The organism is Amycolatopsis echigonensis, from assembly GCF_002846615.1.
GTDB lineage: Bacteria > Actinomycetota > Actinomycetes > Mycobacteriales > Pseudonocardiaceae > Amycolatopsis > Amycolatopsis echigonensis.
On record NZ_PJMY01000003.1, the window covers coordinates 656,161 to 670,969 of the forward strand.

Here is a 14,809-nt window from a genome sequence, read left to right on the forward strand (position 1 = left end):
GGCTAGCTTCGAAAGGGCGATTCCAGTGCGGAGAGCCCGCTTCGGGCGCGAAACGGAGACGACTCGTGGCACCCTTTCTGTACCGGCTCGGCAGGCTGTCGTTCCGCCGCCGGGCCCTCGTGGCGGCGGTCTGGGCGCTTGTCCTCGCGGCATTGGGCGCGGGCGCGCTCACGCTGTCGGGCAAGCTGTCCGATTCGGTGACCATTCCCGGCACCGAATCCCAGCAGGCGATCGACCGGCTGGCCGAGCACTTCCCGCAGGCCGCGGCGGGCGGCGGCACCGCGCGCGTGGCGATCGCCGCGCCGGACGGGCAGAAGGTCACCGATCCGGCGGGCCGGGCGGCCGTCGAGTCCGTGGTGGGCAAGCTGAAGTCCGCGCCGAAGGTGGCCGCGGTCGTCGACCCGTTCCAGGCGAAATCGGTCTCCCCCGACGGCGGGGTCGCGCTCGCGCAGGTGAGCTACCAGGTCAAGGGCTTCGAGCTGTCCGATTCCGACCGCGCGGCGCTGCTCGCCACCGGCGACCACGCGAAGCAGCTGGGCTATCAGGTCGAGTACGGCGGCGACGCGGTGCAGGGCATTCCGGCGACCGGGGCCACCGAAGGGCTCGGCGTCGCGGTCGCGGCGGTCGTGCTCATCATTACTTTCGGCTCGCTGCTGGCGGCCGGCATCCCGTTGCTCACCGCGTTGATCGGGGTCGGCGTCGGGATGGCGGGCATCATGCTGGCGTCGGGTTCGCTGGAGCTGAACTCCAACACCCCGGTGCTGGCGTTGATGATCGGGCTCGCGGTGGGCATCGACTACGCGCTCTTCATCGTCTCCCGTTACCGGCACGAACTAGCCGAGGGCCGCGAGCCGGAGGAAGCCGCCGGTCGGGCGGTGGGCACGGCAGGCTCCGCCGTGGTGTTCGCCGGACTGACCGTGATCATCGCGCTCGCCGGACTGACTGTGGTCGGCATTCCGTTCCTCGGCCAGATGGGCATCGCCGCCGCGGCGACGGTCGTGATCGCCGTGCTGATCGCGCTGACGTTGCTGCCCGCGGTGCTCGGCTTCGCCGGCGCCCGCGTCGCCAGCACCAAGATCCGGGTGCGCCGCCGCACCGAAGGCCCGTCGCACGGTGAACGCTGGGCGCGTTTCGTTGCGCGGCACCGGGTTCCGGTCTTGCTGACCGCGCTCGTCGGACTGGCCGTGGTCGCGATTCCGGCGCTGAGCATGCAGCTCGGCCTGCCCAACGACTCGACTGCCGCGCCGGACACCACCCAGCGCAAGGCGTACGACCTGGTCAGCAAGGGCTTCGGCGAGGGCGCGAACGGACCGCTGCTGGTCGTCGTCGACACCGGCCCGAACCACAACCCGGCCGCCTTGAAGCAGGCCGCCGCCGACATCGGCAAGCTGCCGGACGTCGCCGCGGTGACGCCGCCGAAGGTCAACCCGGCCGGGGACACCGCGCTGCTCACGGTGATCCCGAAGAGCGGCCCGAGCAGCACGCAGACCGAGGACCTCGTGTCCGCGATCCGCGCGCAATCCGCGCCGCTGGCCGAAAACACCGGCGGCAGCCTCGCGGTGACCGGCCAGACCGCGGCCAACATCGACGTGTCCCAGAAGCTGTCCGATGCGATGCTGCCCTATCTTGCGCTGATCGTCGGGCTGGCGTTCTTGTTGCTGATGCTGGTGTTCCGGTCGGTCGTGGTGCCGCTGAAGGCGACACTGGGCTTCCTCGGCTCGGTGGTCGCGACGTTCGGCGCGGTGGTCGCGGTGTTCCAGTGGGGCTGGCTCACCGATCTGCTCGGCGTCGCCTCGACCGGCCCGATCATGAGCATGCTGCCGATCCTGCTGATCGGCGTCCTGTTCGGGCTCGCGATGGACTACCAGGTGTTCCTGGTGACCCGGATGCGCGAGGAGCACGTGCACGGAGCCGAACCGCAGGAGGCGATGGTGACCGGGTTCCGGCACGGGTCGCGGGTCGTCGTGGCGGCCGCGCTGATCATGATCTCGGTGTTCGCCGGGTTCGTGCTGGCCGAATCGACGCTGATCCAGTCGATCGGGTTCGCGCTGGCCTTCGGTGTGCTGGTGGACGCGTTCGTGATCCGGATGACCATCGTGCCCGCGGTGATGTCGCTGCTCGGCCGCGGCGCGTGGTGGCTGCCGAAGTGGCTCGACCGGATCCTGCCGAACGTGGACGTCGAGGGCGAGGGCCTCGTCCGCGAACTCGGCGCCCCCGGCGACGACGAACGCGAACTGACGCGGGTCTGACTTCTGCCGGTTTTTGTCGGTGGTGGTTCGTATCGTGGTCTCATCAGCGAACCGAGGGGGCTTGATGATCGAGGACACGGTACGGACCTGGGTAGCGGGATGGGCGTTGTCGCGGCAGACGCCGCCGCCGTTCGAGAAGCCATGGGGCCTTTTCGTCGAGGTGCCGGGCAAACCCGCGGAAGCGGGCAGGCACGTCCTTCCGGAGGCTGAGGAATCGCTGGTCCGCGCCGCCGCCGGTGCGGTCAGCGAACCTCGGACGTGGCTCAAGGCGCCCGCCGAACCGGAGACTGTCGAGCCGTGGATTCCGGACGGCTGGGTGGTCGCCCGGGACCACACCGGACATCTGATGGCGACGGATCTGCTCGCGACGAACCCGGTCGCGCCCGACGGCTACACCGTGACGGTCGAGGTCAGCGGAGCCGTCACGTTCCTCCGGGTCCTGGACGCGGCGGGCTCGCCGGCGGCGAAGGGCCAGATGGCGCAGGTCGGCGACGCGGTGATCGTGGACCAGGTGATGACCGAGGAAGCCCACCGGCGACGCGGACTGGGCGGGTTCGTGATGCGCTCGCTCGCCGACCGCGCGGTCGAGAACGGTGCGGTGCTCGGTGTTCTCGGAGCTACAGATGCTGGGCGGGCGCTGTACGAGACGTTGGGGTGGAAGAAGCACGCGACGCTGGCGGCGTGCATCTATCAGCCGCTGGAGGTTTAGCCGGGGGACGGCGCGCGTGGGGTGTGGGGGCCCGCGGCAGGTGTGTGGAGCTGCGCGGTGGTCGCGGGGAGGCTGCGTTAGCTGCGCGGAGCCGTGCGCTCATCGCCGGGAGGACGCGTTAGCTGCGCGGAGCCGTGCGCTCATCGCCGGGAGGACGCGTTAGCTGCGTGGAGCCGTTCAGCCACCGGGAGGGCGCGTTCGCTGCCTGGAACACGACTCAGCCACCGGGACGGCGCGTTAGCTGTGCGGAACCCTGTGTCAGCCATAGGGCTGCTGCGTCGGCGCGCGGAGCCGTGCGTCAATCGCCGGAAAGGCGCGCCAACTGCGCGGAACACGCGTCAGTCATCGGAAGGTCCGGACTCGGCGAGGGAAAGCGTGCGTCAAGTGCGAGGAGGCAGGCGATGGTCAGCTGACGAGCCAGGCGATGGCCCCGCCGATCGCCAGCACTGCCGCGATGCCCAGCACCACAGCGAAGAACTTCGCGGTCTTCCACAGCGAGTAGACCCCGCCGGCCAGGAAGCCGCCGAGGGCCAGCAGCAGGACCGCGATCAGTTCTTTGCTCACAGGGGTTAGCGTGCCACATGGCTTTCACCGTGACGGTACTGGGCAGTGCGACGCCGTACCCGCGCCCGGACGCGCCGTGCTCCGGGTACCTGGTGCGCCACGAGGACACCGCGATCTGGCTCGACGCCGGACCGGGAACCCTCGCTGCCCTGCAGGAACACGTCTCGCCCGCCGACCTGGACGCGATCTGGATCTCGCATCTGCACGCGGACCACGTCGCGGACCTGTTACCGACGGTGTACGCACTGTTGTTCGCGGACCTGCGACTGCGACGGCCGATCCCGCTGTACGGCCCACCCGGCACGGCGGCGCGGATCTCCGCGTTCCTCAGCAACACCGGCCGCGCGCCGATCGAGGAGGTGTTCGCTGTTCGAGAGCTGCACGACGGACACCGAACCCGAGTCGGCGAGCTGCGCCTGGAGACAGTGGCCGTGTCGCACGGGTTCCCGGCGTTCGGGGTGCGGATCACCGACGGGGCGCGGACTTTCGCGTACTCCGGGGACACCGGGCCCTGCTCGGCGCTGTCGGCCTTGGCGGAAGGAACGGACCTGTTCCTGTGCGAGGCCGACAGCATCGAGCCGTCCGCGGAACATCTGACTCCGGCCGAAGCGGGCCACGCCGCCGCCGGAGCGGCGAGGCTGGTGCTCACGCACGTCGGCCACACGATCACGGCCCGCGACGCGGTTCGCCTTGCTGCCGAACACTTCCCCGGCCCGGTGGCATATGCCGCGCCGCGCATCGTTTTTCGCGTATGAACCGGACTGCACCGGGCCGAAGCCCTCGAAGACCTGCTCGCCACCCGGTGGAGCTGCCGCGCCTGCCAGGACCGCCGGGTGCCGAAGATCTCCCGCGGCCAGGTTTCCTGCGGAACTCTTGCCGATCCGCGGGCGGTCTCGATTCGTGCTCTCCCAAAGCCTTCAGCAGGCCCCCGGGCCGGGTGTTCCCCTGCCACGGCGGCGAACAGCACTCGCACCGAGTATGCACCGCGGAAAAGGCGTCCCTTCAACGCATCCGGCAAGGGGCCAGCAGCGCCGGTATCGCGATGTCGAAGGCCCGCGAGGGAACCCCCAGGACTCTGATTCCCTCGCGGACTTCCGCCGCCAGCGGACCGAAAGACCCCACCGAGGGTGAGCTTTACAGCACGCCCTTCGTGGACGGAATCCCGCCCGCCCGCGGGTCCGGCTCCGTAGCCGCCCGCAGGGCCCGGGCCACGGCCTTGTACTGCGCTTCCGCGATGTGGTGCGGGTCGCGGCCGTGGATGACCCGGACGTGCAGCGCGATCTGCGCGTGGAACGCCAGCGAGTCGAAGACGTGCCGGGTCAGGACGAACGGGTAGTTGTTGCCGATCGTGAAAGTATCGAACTGCTCCGGCTCTCCCACGTGCACGCAGTACGGGCGGCCGGAGACGTCGATCGCCGCGTGGGCGAGCGTTTCGTCCATCGGGATCCACGCGTCGCCGAAGCGGCGGATTCCGCTCTTGTCCCCGAGGGCCTGACGCAGCGCCTGGCCGAGCACGATCGCGGTGTCCTCGACGGTGTGGTGGGCGTCGATGTGGACGTCGCCGGTCGCTTCGACCTTCAGGTCCAGCGAGCCGTGCACGCCGAACGCGGTGAGCATGTGGTCGTAGAACGGCACGCCGGTGGCGATCTCCACCTGCCCGGTCCCGTCGAGGTCCAGCTGGACCAGGATGGACGATTCCTTGGTGGTGCGCTCCACCTTGCCGACGCGGCTCATCGCTTGATTTCCTTACTCGCCTCGAGGAAGGCGTCGTTCTCCTCCGGGGTGCCGATGGTCACCCGCAGGTGCCCTTCGATGCCCACGTCCCGGATCAGCACGCCGTGGTCCAAATAGGACTGCCAGCTGGCCGGCGCGTCGCTGAACTGTCCGAAGAGGACGAAGTTGGCGTCGCTCGGCACCGGGGTGAATCCCAAGCCCAGCAAGGCTTCCACGACGCGGTCGCGTTCGGCGGAGAGCCGGTGCACCGACGCGAGGGTGGCGTCGGCGTGCCGGAGGGCGGCTCGGGCGGCCGCCTGGGTGACCTTGGAAAGGTGGTACGGCAGCCGGACGAGCTGCAGTGCGTCCACCATGGCCGGTGCGGCGGCGAGGTAGCCCAGCCGTCCGCCGGCGAAGGCGAACGCCTTGCTCATCGTGCGCGACACGATCAGTTTCGCCGGGTACTCCGCGATCAGCTCGATCGCGCTGGCCTGCGACGAGAACTCCGCGTACGCCTCGTCCACCACGACGATCCCCGGGGCCGCGTCGAGCACGCCGCGCAGCTGGTCCAGCGGGATCGACCCGCCGGTGGGGTTGTTCGGGCTGGTCACGAACACGATGTCCGGCTTCCGCTCGGCGACCGCTTCGGCCGCGCGCGCGGTGTCGAGCGAGAAGTCCGCGCGGCGCGGCACCGGCAGCCAGTCGGTGCGGGTGCCGGTCGCGATGATCGGGTGCATCGAGTACGACGGTTCGAAGCCCAGCGCGGTGCGGCCGGGACCGCCGAACGCCTGCAGGATCTGCTGCAGGATCTCGTTCGACCCGTTCGCCGCCCAGACGTTCGCCTCGGACAGCACGACCCGCGTGGACACGGTGAGGTAGTCCGCCAGGTCGGTGCGCAGCGCCACCGCGTCGCGGTCCGGGTACCGGTGCAGCGACGCGGCTTCGGCACGCACGGCCTCGGCGACGTCGTCGACCAGCTCGGGCGGCGGCGGGTACGGGTTTTCGTTGGTGTTGAGCCGGATCGGGACGTCCAGCTGCGGCGCGCCGTACGGGGTGCGGCCCCGCAGGTCGTCGCGCAGCGGGAGGTCGGCGAGGGTGACCTCGCCGCCGGGGGTGGCTTCGTTCATCGGCCGTCTCCTTCGAAACGCGCGGTGACGGCTTCGCCGTGCGCGGGCAGGTCTTCGGCGTCCGCGAGCGCGACGACGCGGGGGGCGACCTCGCGCAGGGCGTCCTCGGAGTAGTCCACGACGTGGATCCCCTTCAGGAAGCTCTGCACCGACAGCCCCGAGGAGTGCCGGGCGAACCCGCCGGTGGGCAGCACGTGGTTCGAGCCCGCGCAGTAGTCGCCTAGCGACACCGGGGCGTACGCGCCGACGAAAATCGCCCCGGCGTTGCGCACCCGGGCGGCCACCTCGCGGGCGTTCGCGGTCTGGATTTCGAGGTGCTCGGCGGCATACGCGTCCACCACGCGCAGTCCGTCATCCACAGTGGACACCAGGATGATGCCGGACTGCTTGCCGCCCAGCGCCTGGCCGACCCGCTCGGAGTGCTTCGTCGCGGGGACGCGGGCAGCCAGCTCGGCCTCGACCGCGTCGGCCAATTCCTCGGACGTGGTCACCAGGACGCTCGCGGCCAGCGGGTCGTGCTCGGCCTGGCTGATCAGGTCGGCGGCGACGTGCGCCGGGTCGGCCGTCTCGTCGGCGAGGATCGCGATCTCGGTCGGACCGGCCTCGGAGTCGATCCCGATCACGCCGCGGACCAGGCGCTTGGCCGCGGTGAGGAAGATGTTGCCCGGCCCGGTGACGATGTCCACCGGGGCCAGCTCGGCGCCGTCGGTGTCGACGCCGCCGTACGCGACCAGCGCGACCGCCTGCGCGCCGCCGACCGCCCAGACCTCGTCGACGCCGAGCAGCGCGGCTGCGGCCAGGATCGTCGGGTGCGGCCGGCCGCCGAACGCGGCCTGCGGCGGCGAGCACACGACCAGCGAGCGCACGCCGGCCAGCTGCGCCGGGACGACGTTCATCACCACGGTCGACGGGTACACCGCCAGCCCGCCCGGCGCGTACAGGCCGACGCGGTCGACCGGCACCCAGCGTTCGCTGACCGTGCCGCCGGGGACGACCTGCGTCGTGACGTCCTGGCGGCGCTGGTCGGCGTGCACCTTGCGGGCGCGCTTGATGGACTCCTCCAGCGCGGCGCGGACCTGCGGATCCAGCTCGGACAGCGCCTTGGCCAGCTCCTCGGCGGGCACCCGCACGGTCTCCGGGCGCACCTTGTCGAACCGCTCGGTGAACTCGAGGACCGCCTCGACCCCGCGGTCGCGCACCGCCTCGACGACCGGCCGGACCTGATGCAGCGCCGCGTCCACGTCGTACTCGGCGCGCGGAAGCGCGGCACGGAGCTCGGCAGCGGAGGGGACCTGCCCGCGCAGGTCGGTGCGGTTCAACATGGACACCAGGGTACGAGGTGGCCCGCGCGCTCCCGGCAGGGATACTCGATGCCGACCCGCTGTCCCCGGACCAGGGAGGCTCGTGTGCCCCGGATCGCGTTGTGCCAGCTCAACTCGGGCGACGACCCGGAAGAAAACCTGAAAACGGTTCGCTCCGGCGTGGAGGCCGCGGCGGCCGCCGGAGCGCGGGTGGTGGTCTTCCCGGAGGCGACGATGGCCCGGTTCGGCCGCCCGCTCGCCCCGGTGGCGCAGCAGCTGGACGGCCCGTGGGCGTCGGCGGCGGCCTCGATCGCCTCGGAGCACGACGTGCTGGTGATCGCCGGGATGTTCACGCCCGCCGACAACGGGCGCGTGCGCAACACGCTGCTGATCACCGGGCTGGGGCAGCATCGGGGCTACGACAAGATCCACCTGTACGACGCGTTCGGGTTCGCCGAGTCGGACACTGTCGCGCCGGGGTCGGAGGTCGTGACGTTCTCCGCGGAGGGGACGGTGTTCGGCGTCGCCACGTGCTACGACCTGCGGTTCCCGGAGCTGTTCCGGCGGCTGGCCGACGACGGCGCGGACGTGGTGGCGGTCCCGGCTTCGTGGGGCGCGGGGGCCGGGAAGCGGGAGCAGTGGGAAGTCCTGGTCCGGGCCCGCGCGCTGGACTCGGGATGCTGGGTGGCGGCGTGCGGACAGGCCGATCCGGCGGCGACCGGGGTGGAGGTCAACCCGAAGGCGCCCACGGGAATCGGGTATTCCCTGGTGGCGGACGGTTTCGGCCGCGTGGAGGCGCAGGCCGGGGCCGGACCGGAGATGCTGGTGGTGGACGTGGAGCCGGAGGTGGCCGCGAAGGCCCGGACGGCTACCGGGGCGCTGGCCAACCGCCGCCTGTAGCCCCCCCCCCGCTGACCGGGAACGCTGAGCGGCAGGAGAAGAAATGACCGGCCCCGGCATGATCACGGTCGCCAGCCCCTGGTCCGTCGAAGCGACCGCCGACCGGTTGGAGGCCGCGCTCACCGGCGCGGGCCTGCTCGTGTTCGCCCGGATCGACCACGCGGGCAACGCGGCTCGAGCCGGGATGGAACTCCGGCCGACCGAACTGCTGATCTTCGGCCATCCGAAGGGCGGCACCCCGCTCATGCGGGATCGCCAGACCAGCGGCCTCGATCTCCCGGTCAAGGCCCTCGCCTGGCAGGACGAAACGGGCCGAACCTGGCTGACCTGCAACGACGCGAGGTGGCTCGCCGACCGGCATGGACTCGGCGCCGGAAGCGAGCAGGCGCTCGAAGCCGTCGAGTCGGGGCTGTCCCGTCTCGTCGAGCAGGCAGTGGCTCCCTAGCGGTCGGAGCGAAACCTCAGCGCAGCAACCCTTCCCGGATCGCCACCCGGACGAACCCGGCCCGTCGGCGTTCCCCCGTCTTGTCCCGGATCCGGTCCAGGTACGACCGCACCGTCCGGACGCTGATGTCCAGGATCTCCGCGACGTCGACGTCCCGCTCCCCCGCCGCCACCAGGCGCAGGACCTGTTTCTCCCGCTCCGACAGCACGATCTTCGGCCCCGCGTGCCGTTCGTCGCTGTCCTGGATGATCATCCCGGCCAACGTCGGCGAGACGTACGCGTTGTCCTCCGCGATCGTCCGGATCGCGCGCAGCAGTTCGTCCCCGTCGACGTCCTTCGACAGGAAGCCCTTCGCCCCGGCTTGCATCGCGCCGAGGACCTCGGGCTGTTCCGCGTGCGCGGACACCACGAGCACCTTGTGCCCCATCTGCCCCACCTCGAGCACCGCGGCCGCGTCCTGGACGCCGCGCAGTTTCAGGTCGAGCACGACCACGCTGCCCTTCGGCTGGTCTTGCACCGCGAACCGGGCCACGGAATCGGCTACCGCGCCCAGTTCGATGTCCGGGGCCTCGTTCAGCACGCGCGCGACCGCGTCCCGGTACAGCGGGTGGTCTTCGATCACCCCGACCTGGATGGGTCCGCTCCGGCGCCGCCCCTCGTCGGCTTTCACGTCACTGTTTCCTTCCCCACCAGGCCGCGGCGGATCGCTTCCTTCACGAGGCCGGGGCGCCGCCGTTCGCCGGTCTTGTCGCGGATCCGGTCGAGGTAGCCGCGCACGGTGCGGACGCCGATGCCGAGGATCCGCGCGATGTCGACGTCCCGCTCCCCCGCCGCGACGAGCCGCAGCACCTGCGCTTCGCGTGGCGACAACTCCATTTCCGGCCGGGTGACCGGGCGGTCGGTGTTGTCCTTGATGATCATCCCGGCGACGACGGCCGACACGTACGCGCCGCCGCCCGCGACCGCGCGGATGGCGATCAGCAGCTCGTCGACGTCGACGTCCTTCGACAGGAATCCCTTGGCCCCGGCGGCGATCGCGGCGAGCACCGTCTCCGGTTCGGCTTGCGCGGACACGACCAGCACGTGATGCCCCAGCTCGGCGACCTCGAGCACCGCGGCCGCGCCGGCGACGCCGGGCAGGCCCAGGTCGAGGAGTACGACGCTTCCGGCCGGCTGGCGCGCGACGTGGAAGCGCGCGACCGAATCGACCACCGCGCCGAGTTCGACGTCCGGGGCTTCGAGGAGAACCCGTTCCACCGAGCGGCGGTACAGCGGGTGGTCTTCGATGACGGCGACCTGGATGCGGCCGGAAACCGGGGATTCGGTGCGGTCCGGAACGTCGCCGGGTCGCTGCGCTGTCTCGGTCACCGGTTCGCTCACCCCGTCCCCGCAGGCTGCCCGGCCGCGGCGGGATCCAGCGCGGGGCCGGTCGGCATCAGCGCGAGAAGCCCGCCCGCGACCGGATGCCCGGACCCAGAACCGTAGCCCAGCGACGTGAGCGCCGTCCCGTTCGCCACCGGATATTTTCGTCCTGTGTCCGTGACGAGATAAACCGTGCCGGACCCGGGATCGGTCGCGACCGCGCCGCGCGAAGGCGGAACGTAGACGACGTCCGCGACCCGGGCGTCGGTCCGGCTCTGCACCGGCAGCGCGCGGGCGCCGGGCGGCACCGGCAGGTCCGCCGAGACCGTCGCGCGGCCGTTCTGCGCGCACAGGGTCACCGCGCTGCCGGTGATCGGCGCCTTGCCGGGGATCCGGTCCGGGTACGCCGCCGGATCCGCGCCGCCGGAACGGGATTCGCTCACTTTCTTCACCGACGCGACGTCCGCCGCGCGCACCCGCGCCGGTTCCGGACGGCCCGGATACGCCGATTCGTTCGCCGGGGTCGTGACGAGCAGCGCGGCTTCGGTCTGGCCGACGGGTTCGAGACCGTCCGGGCGGACGAGGTAGTAGGTCGAGGCGTTGGCCGGCCCGGCCATCGGGTCGACGACCGTCAGCACCTGGCCGACGCGCGTCTCCTGCGTGCCGACGCGCGGGCCGCGGTTTCCGGCGCCGTCGACTGGTATCTCGCCGAGGTCCCGTCCGGCGGGCACGGTGTCGATCCAGCGCGCGGACACGGTGATCGTCGGATAGCTGTCGAACTGCAGGGCCGCCGCCGCTTCGTCGCTCAGCCGGTACCGGTGGCCGCCCGCGAGCAGGAACCGGCCGCCCTGCGGAACGCGGACGATCACGCCCGAATCGCGCGGCAGCTCGACCCCGGTCGCCGCCGCTTCCAGCAACACGGCGACGAGCGGTTCCGCCGAAGCGGGCGCGTCCTGGGTGGTGCGGCTGCAACTGGTCCACGGGGTGGTGATCAGGGTGCTGGGCAAGGAATCCGGCGCACCGACGATCCCGATCTGCGTGCCGCGCGGGGCCGTGCCGAGCTTTTCCGCGGGGACGGTGACGGTCTCGTGGCCGTTGCCGCCGGCCAGCAGCCGCGCGGACGCGTAGTTGAGCACCGGGTGCACCGCGCCGTCCGCGCCGAGCACGAAACGCGCCCCGCTGTCCTCCTCCACGATCACCTTGCCGCCGGCCAGCCAGTCCTTCCCGCCGGACGGGCTGACCAGGCCGATCACCCCGAAGACCGCGGTTACGAGCAGGGCCGCGCCGACGCCGAGCACCGTGCCGAGCACGAGACGGCGGCTGGGCGACACCGGATGGTTGGCGTCCGCGGCGACGAGCGCGGACACGAGGCGGCGGCGCAGGAACTGGTACGCCTGGATCTGGTCCCGCTGCGTCCACACGCCGTCCCCGCCCCCTGGAGATCACATCCGCTTCCCGCGCAGGCTAGACAGCTCGCAGAGGGGCGCACGAGGGTAATTTTTACGCCCACGCGCCCGCGCGGGGGCGCTAGCGTTCGCGGGGCCGGGTCGCCGCCCGGGGAAGAGGGGAATGCGTTGTCCGTGTCCGCGCCGCCTGCCCCGGCTCATGCCCGCGCCCCCGCGACCGCCGGGATTCCGGGCACCGCGCCGTGGCCGTGGCTGCTGCCGATCCGCCCGCTGCAGGCAGCCGGGTGGGAAATCGCCGCGCTGGCGCTGCTGCTCGCGTTCACCGTGCACGGCCTGGCCCAGCCGGTGCGAATCACCGTCGCCGCGCTGGCCGGACTGCTGCTGGTGACGACGTCGGTGCGGATCTCCGGACGGCATTTCGCTGGCTGGGCGTGGACGTGGCTGGCGCATCGCCTGCGTCGGCACGACAGCCGTCGCGACAGTCCGGACGCCCTGCTTCGCGTCGCCGGCCCGGTGAAGGTCCGCCAGCACGTCGACCGCGCGGGCAACCGATTCGGCGTCGCCGAGGTCGACGGCGACTGGAGCGCGATCGTCCGCCTCACGCCCGGCGCCGGGGAGCCGTCGACGGACGAACTGCTGGCCATCCTCCGCACGACATTCCAGGGCACGGACATCCCGCTGGCCGCCGTGCAGTTGCTGACGTGGGCGGTGCCAAGGGAGGCGCAGGTGTACCGCGTGCGCTGGCTCGCGGTGCGCTACCGGCCGGACGACGCGCCCATCGCCGCCCTCGCCCGCGGCGGCGGTGAACTGGGCGCTTTGCGGAGCACGGCGAGTGCGGCGTTGAGCTTGATGGTGGCGCTGGCGGAGGCGGGGTATCCGTCGACGGTCCTCGAGGCTGGCGAGCTGACCAACGAGCTTCGGGTGGCGCTGGGCGTTTCGACCGGCAACCCGGAGACCGACGGGGATTTCTGGCGCGCGTGGAAGTGGGGCGGGCTCACCCAGACGTGCTACTCGCCGCGGTCGTCGCGAGGCCTCGCCCGGACGTTGGGAACGGCGGTGCCGGGAGCGGCGTTCACCGCCACGTCCGCGACGCTGCGCCGGACACCGGGCGGCCGGGAGAAGCTCGAGCTGACCATCCGGGTGGGCGCGCGGGCGGAGGAAGTGCCGGTGCCGCAGGGGGTTTCGGTGGTCCCGCTGCACGGCGGTCACGGGGCTGCGGTGCGGAGGACTTTGCCGCTCGCGCTGACCTGATCCTGCCGACCGTGCGCCACCAACGGGCGAGCTTGCCCGTTCGCCGAAGGCTCCCGGCTGGCATCCGGTTGCGAAACTCGCAGCCGCCCAGTTTCGATGGTGCGAAATCCGGGAGCGCGGGCCATCTTTGCTCGCCGAATGCAGGCCCGGCCCGGTCACGCCCCGTCGCGCGGGCGAAGCAACCGTTCCAGCTCCGTCTCCGCTTCGCTGCTCCCCGCGTCCGAAAGTCGTTGCAACTCGCGCAGATCGCGCCTCTCCACCGCCCGGCGGGTCAGCAACCGCCCGGCGTGTTCGCTGCCCTCGTCCAGCAGGTCCGACAGCTCGGCCAGGTCGCCGCGGGCATCGGCGAGGTCGGCGAGGCGGTCCAGTGCGGTCTCGTTCCCCTCGTCGGCGAGCGCGCGCAGGGTCTCGTAATCGTGCATGCCGACAGCTTCCGTCCTTGCCCCTGGGACAAGGTCAAGCGCGATACTGGCGCATGCTCACCATCGGCCAGCTCGCCCGCCAAGCCGGGGTCTCGGCCAAGGCTGTCCGCGTCTACCACGCCAAAGGGCTCCTTCCCGAGCCCGCGCGCGACGCCTCCGGATACCGCCGTTACGACGCGCAGGCGGTCATCGACCTGGCCCGCATCGTCACGCTCGCCCAGGCGGGCGTCCCGCTGGCCCGTATCCCCCAGGTGCTGAACGCCGACGAGACCGCGGACCAGCTCGACCGGATCGACGCCGAGTTGCGCGAGCGGATCCGGCAGCTCGAACAACGCCGCACCCGGTTGCGGGACGTCGAGCACCCCGACCGGCTCTGTCTGCCGCCCGAAGCCATTGCCTTCGTGGAGCGGCTGAGGCCAGTCGGACTGTCCGAACGCCACGAGCGCGCGATCCGCGACGGCTGGATTCTCGCCTGCGCGCTGGCACCGGACGTCGCTCGCGCCATTCTCCGCAACCGCATCGCGTTGCTGGACGATCCGGAGTACATCGCCGTCCTGCGCGGCTACGACGAGGCCATCGAGTGGAGTCCCGACGATCCCCGGCTCGACACGATCGCCGACACGGCAGCCGCGCTCGCGCGGCGGATGACGTTGCCGTCTGATCTGCCGGACTTCCGGAAAGTGCCCCGGCAAGTCGTCGAGCTTCTCACCACGCATCTCGACAGCCCCGCTTGGCAGCGCCTTGACGAGCTCGTCGCTCAGCGGGTCAGCGAAGCGAAGAACGCGCGGTCGGAGCCAAGCGAAGCCGCTGCACCTGAGTCGTAGGCAACCGGGATTCGAACGACCGCAACGAAGCGAGGTCCGGGAAAACCCAGACTCCCACCCGGACGTTCTCCCCTTCCCGCACCGGCAGCGCGCGGAAGGTGTTCTCCGCCGGCTCGGTGACGAAGGAAGCGAAAGGTTCGGGGAAGGCAAGAGAAGCCGGGCCGACGAGCACCAAAACGCGAGACGCGGGCTCGACGGCATCGAGTGGCCGGGACAGCGGCGGGAAGCCGGATTCGGCGCGCAGCAGCAGGACGTTGTCGCTGTCGAGCATGGTGGCGTTGGCCGCGTCGCGGTGTTTCCGCCAGGCCTCGCCTTCGAGGTAGAACGCCGTCAGCGCGGCGTGCCGGGCCGCCAGGTCCGGGAAGGAGCGGAACCACACGAACCGGTCCGGGTCGTCCTCGTCGCGGAATTGGCCGACGACCGTGCAGCCCGCGGCTTCCTGCGGTTCCAGCAGTTCCCGGTCGAACAGGTCGATCAGGACGTCCCGTTGCCCGGGCCGGAGAGTGTACTGGCGGAGTTCCACGACGGTCACGGCA

Annotated in this window: 16 protein-coding genes; 7 read left to right on the top strand and 9 right to left on the bottom strand. The window is 71.4% G+C overall.

The features are described from left to right. Nucleotides 1-65: 65 nt before the first annotated feature. Nucleotides 66-2,249, top strand: a complete 2,184-nt coding sequence (locus ATK30_RS07530; protein WP_101434947.1) for an MMPL family transporter — start codon at nucleotides 66-68, stop codon at nucleotides 2,247-2,249. A gap of 64 nt (nucleotides 2,250-2,313) precedes the next feature. Then, the gene (locus tag ATK30_RS07535; protein WP_101434948.1) at nucleotides 2,314-2,958 is read left to right on the top strand and encodes a GNAT family N-acetyltransferase; all 645 of its coding nucleotides are present in this window, start codon (nucleotides 2,314-2,316) and stop codon (nucleotides 2,956-2,958) included. Between the two features lie 405 nt (nucleotides 2,959-3,363). Here the strand turns inward: ATK30_RS07535 and ATK30_RS45305 are convergent, their stop codons facing one another. Beyond that, nucleotides 3,364-3,522, bottom strand: a complete 159-nt coding sequence (locus ATK30_RS45305; RefSeq protein ID WP_162836028.1) for a hypothetical protein — start codon at nucleotides 3,520-3,522, stop codon at nucleotides 3,364-3,366. A 17-nt stretch (nucleotides 3,523-3,539) separates the two neighbouring features. Here ATK30_RS45305 and ATK30_RS07540 point away from each other — a divergent pair, with 17 nt between their 5' ends. Continuing rightward, nucleotides 3,540-4,277 (top strand): MBL fold metallo-hydrolase, encoded by a 738-nt coding sequence (locus ATK30_RS07540; RefSeq protein ID WP_101434949.1) that lies wholly within the window; start codon nucleotides 3,540-3,542, stop codon nucleotides 4,275-4,277. Between the two features lie 379 nt (nucleotides 4,278-4,656). Here ATK30_RS07540 and hisB read toward each other — a convergent pair whose 3' ends face one another. Genes hisB through hisD form a run of 3 tightly spaced genes read right to left on the bottom strand, consistent with a single transcriptional unit; the run spans nucleotide 4,657 to nucleotide 7,684 of the window. Continuing rightward, on the bottom strand, nucleotides 4,657-5,256 hold the full coding sequence (hisB, locus tag ATK30_RS07545; protein WP_101434950.1) for an imidazoleglycerol-phosphate dehydratase HisB: 600 nt from the start codon (nucleotides 5,254-5,256) through the stop codon (nucleotides 4,657-4,659). Continuing rightward, entirely contained in the window at nucleotides 5,253-6,362 is a 1,110-nt protein-coding gene (locus tag ATK30_RS07550) for a histidinol-phosphate transaminase (RefSeq protein ID WP_101434951.1), read from the bottom strand. The genes hisB and ATK30_RS07550 overlap by 4 nt, the downstream gene beginning before the upstream one ends. After that, a complete protein-coding gene (gene hisD, locus ATK30_RS07555; protein WP_101434952.1) occupies nucleotides 6,359-7,684 on the bottom strand; it encodes a histidinol dehydrogenase in 1,326 nt (441 codons plus the stop codon). Before hisD ends, ATK30_RS07550 begins: the two co-directional genes overlap by 4 nt. Before the next feature lie 84 nt (nucleotides 7,685-7,768). Between hisD and ATK30_RS07560 the strand changes: the two genes are divergently transcribed. After that, on the top strand, nucleotides 7,769-8,563 hold the full coding sequence (locus ATK30_RS07560) for a carbon-nitrogen hydrolase family protein (protein WP_101434953.1): 795 nt from the start codon (nucleotides 7,769-7,771) through the stop codon (nucleotides 8,561-8,563). A 43-nt stretch (nucleotides 8,564-8,606) separates the two neighbouring features. Continuing rightward, nucleotides 8,607-9,008: a DUF302 domain-containing protein gene (locus ATK30_RS07565; protein WP_101434954.1), complete on the top strand. Its 402-nt coding sequence runs from the start codon at nucleotides 8,607-8,609 to the stop codon at nucleotides 9,006-9,008. A 16-nt stretch (nucleotides 9,009-9,024) separates the two neighbouring features. Here the strand turns inward: ATK30_RS07565 and ATK30_RS07570 are convergent, their stop codons facing one another. From ATK30_RS07570 to eccB, 3 genes are all read right to left on the bottom strand, one after another. Continuing rightward, nucleotides 9,025-9,678, bottom strand: a complete 654-nt coding sequence (locus ATK30_RS07570) for a response regulator (RefSeq protein ID WP_009074915.1) — start codon at nucleotides 9,676-9,678, stop codon at nucleotides 9,025-9,027. Then, nucleotides 9,675-10,310: a response regulator transcription factor gene (locus ATK30_RS07575; RefSeq protein ID WP_167442129.1), complete on the bottom strand. Its 636-nt coding sequence runs from the start codon at nucleotides 10,308-10,310 to the stop codon at nucleotides 9,675-9,677. The genes ATK30_RS07570 and ATK30_RS07575 overlap by 4 nt, the downstream gene beginning before the upstream one ends. A gap of 74 nt (nucleotides 10,311-10,384) precedes the next feature. Then, on the bottom strand, nucleotides 10,385-11,791 hold the full coding sequence (gene eccB, locus ATK30_RS07580; protein ID WP_101434955.1) for a type VII secretion protein EccB: 1,407 nt from the start codon (nucleotides 11,789-11,791) through the stop codon (nucleotides 10,385-10,387). 153 nt (nucleotides 11,792-11,944) lie between these two features. On the opposite strand from eccB, the gene ATK30_RS07585 reads away from it, so the two are divergent. After that, entirely contained in the window at nucleotides 11,945-13,027 is a 1,083-nt protein-coding gene (locus ATK30_RS07585) for a type VII secretion protein EccE (protein ID WP_101434956.1), read from the top strand. A gap of 155 nt (nucleotides 13,028-13,182) precedes the next feature. On the opposite strand, the gene ATK30_RS07590 is transcribed toward ATK30_RS07585, so the two are convergent. Continuing rightward, nucleotides 13,183-13,449 carry a hypothetical protein gene (locus ATK30_RS07590; RefSeq protein WP_101434957.1) on the bottom strand — a complete coding sequence of 89 codons (267 nt, stop codon included), beginning with the start codon at nucleotides 13,447-13,449 and terminating at the stop codon, nucleotides 13,183-13,185. 53 nt (nucleotides 13,450-13,502) lie between these two features. Here ATK30_RS07590 and ATK30_RS07595 point away from each other — a divergent pair, with 53 nt between their 5' ends. Further along, on the top strand, nucleotides 13,503-14,273 hold the full coding sequence (locus ATK30_RS07595; protein ID WP_101434958.1) for a MerR family transcriptional regulator: 771 nt from the start codon (nucleotides 13,503-13,505) through the stop codon (nucleotides 14,271-14,273). Here ATK30_RS07595 and ATK30_RS07600 read toward each other — a convergent pair. Continuing rightward, complete coding sequence (locus ATK30_RS07600; RefSeq protein ID WP_244194548.1) at nucleotides 14,215-14,805, bottom strand: NIPSNAP family protein; 591 nt, start codon at nucleotides 14,803-14,805, stop codon at nucleotides 14,215-14,217. The genes ATK30_RS07595 and ATK30_RS07600 overlap by 59 nt on opposite strands. Between the last annotated feature and the right edge of the window lie 4 nt (nucleotides 14,806-14,809).

What these genes read in the sequence shown, in the direction of transcription:
- ATK30_RS07535 (WP_101434948.1), top strand. Translation starts at nt 2,314, where the DNA reads ATGATCGAGGACACGGTACGGACCTGGGTAGCGGGATGGGCGTTGTCG.
- ATK30_RS07540 (WP_101434949.1), top strand. Translation starts at nt 3,540, where the DNA reads ATGGCTTTCACCGTGACGGTACTGGGCAGTGCGACGCCGTACCCGCGC.
- hisB (WP_101434950.1), bottom strand. Translation starts at nt 5,256, where the DNA reads ATGAGCCGCGTCGGCAAGGTGGAGCGCACCACCAAGGAATCGTCCATC.
- ATK30_RS07550 (WP_101434951.1), bottom strand. Translation starts at nt 6,362, where the DNA reads ATGAACGAAGCCACCCCCGGCGGCGAGGTCACCCTCGCCGACCTCCCG.
- hisD (WP_101434952.1), bottom strand. Translation starts at nt 7,684, where the DNA reads ATGTTGAACCGCACCGACCTGCGCGGGCAGGTCCCCTCCGCTGCCGAG.
- ATK30_RS07565 (WP_101434954.1), top strand. Translation starts at nt 8,607, where the DNA reads ATGACCGGCCCCGGCATGATCACGGTCGCCAGCCCCTGGTCCGTCGAA.
- ATK30_RS07590 (WP_101434957.1), bottom strand. Translation starts at nt 13,449, where the DNA reads ATGCACGATTACGAGACCCTGCGCGCGCTCGCCGACGAGGGGAACGAG.
- ATK30_RS07595 (WP_101434958.1), top strand. Translation starts at nt 13,503, where the DNA reads ATGCTCACCATCGGCCAGCTCGCCCGCCAAGCCGGGGTCTCGGCCAAG.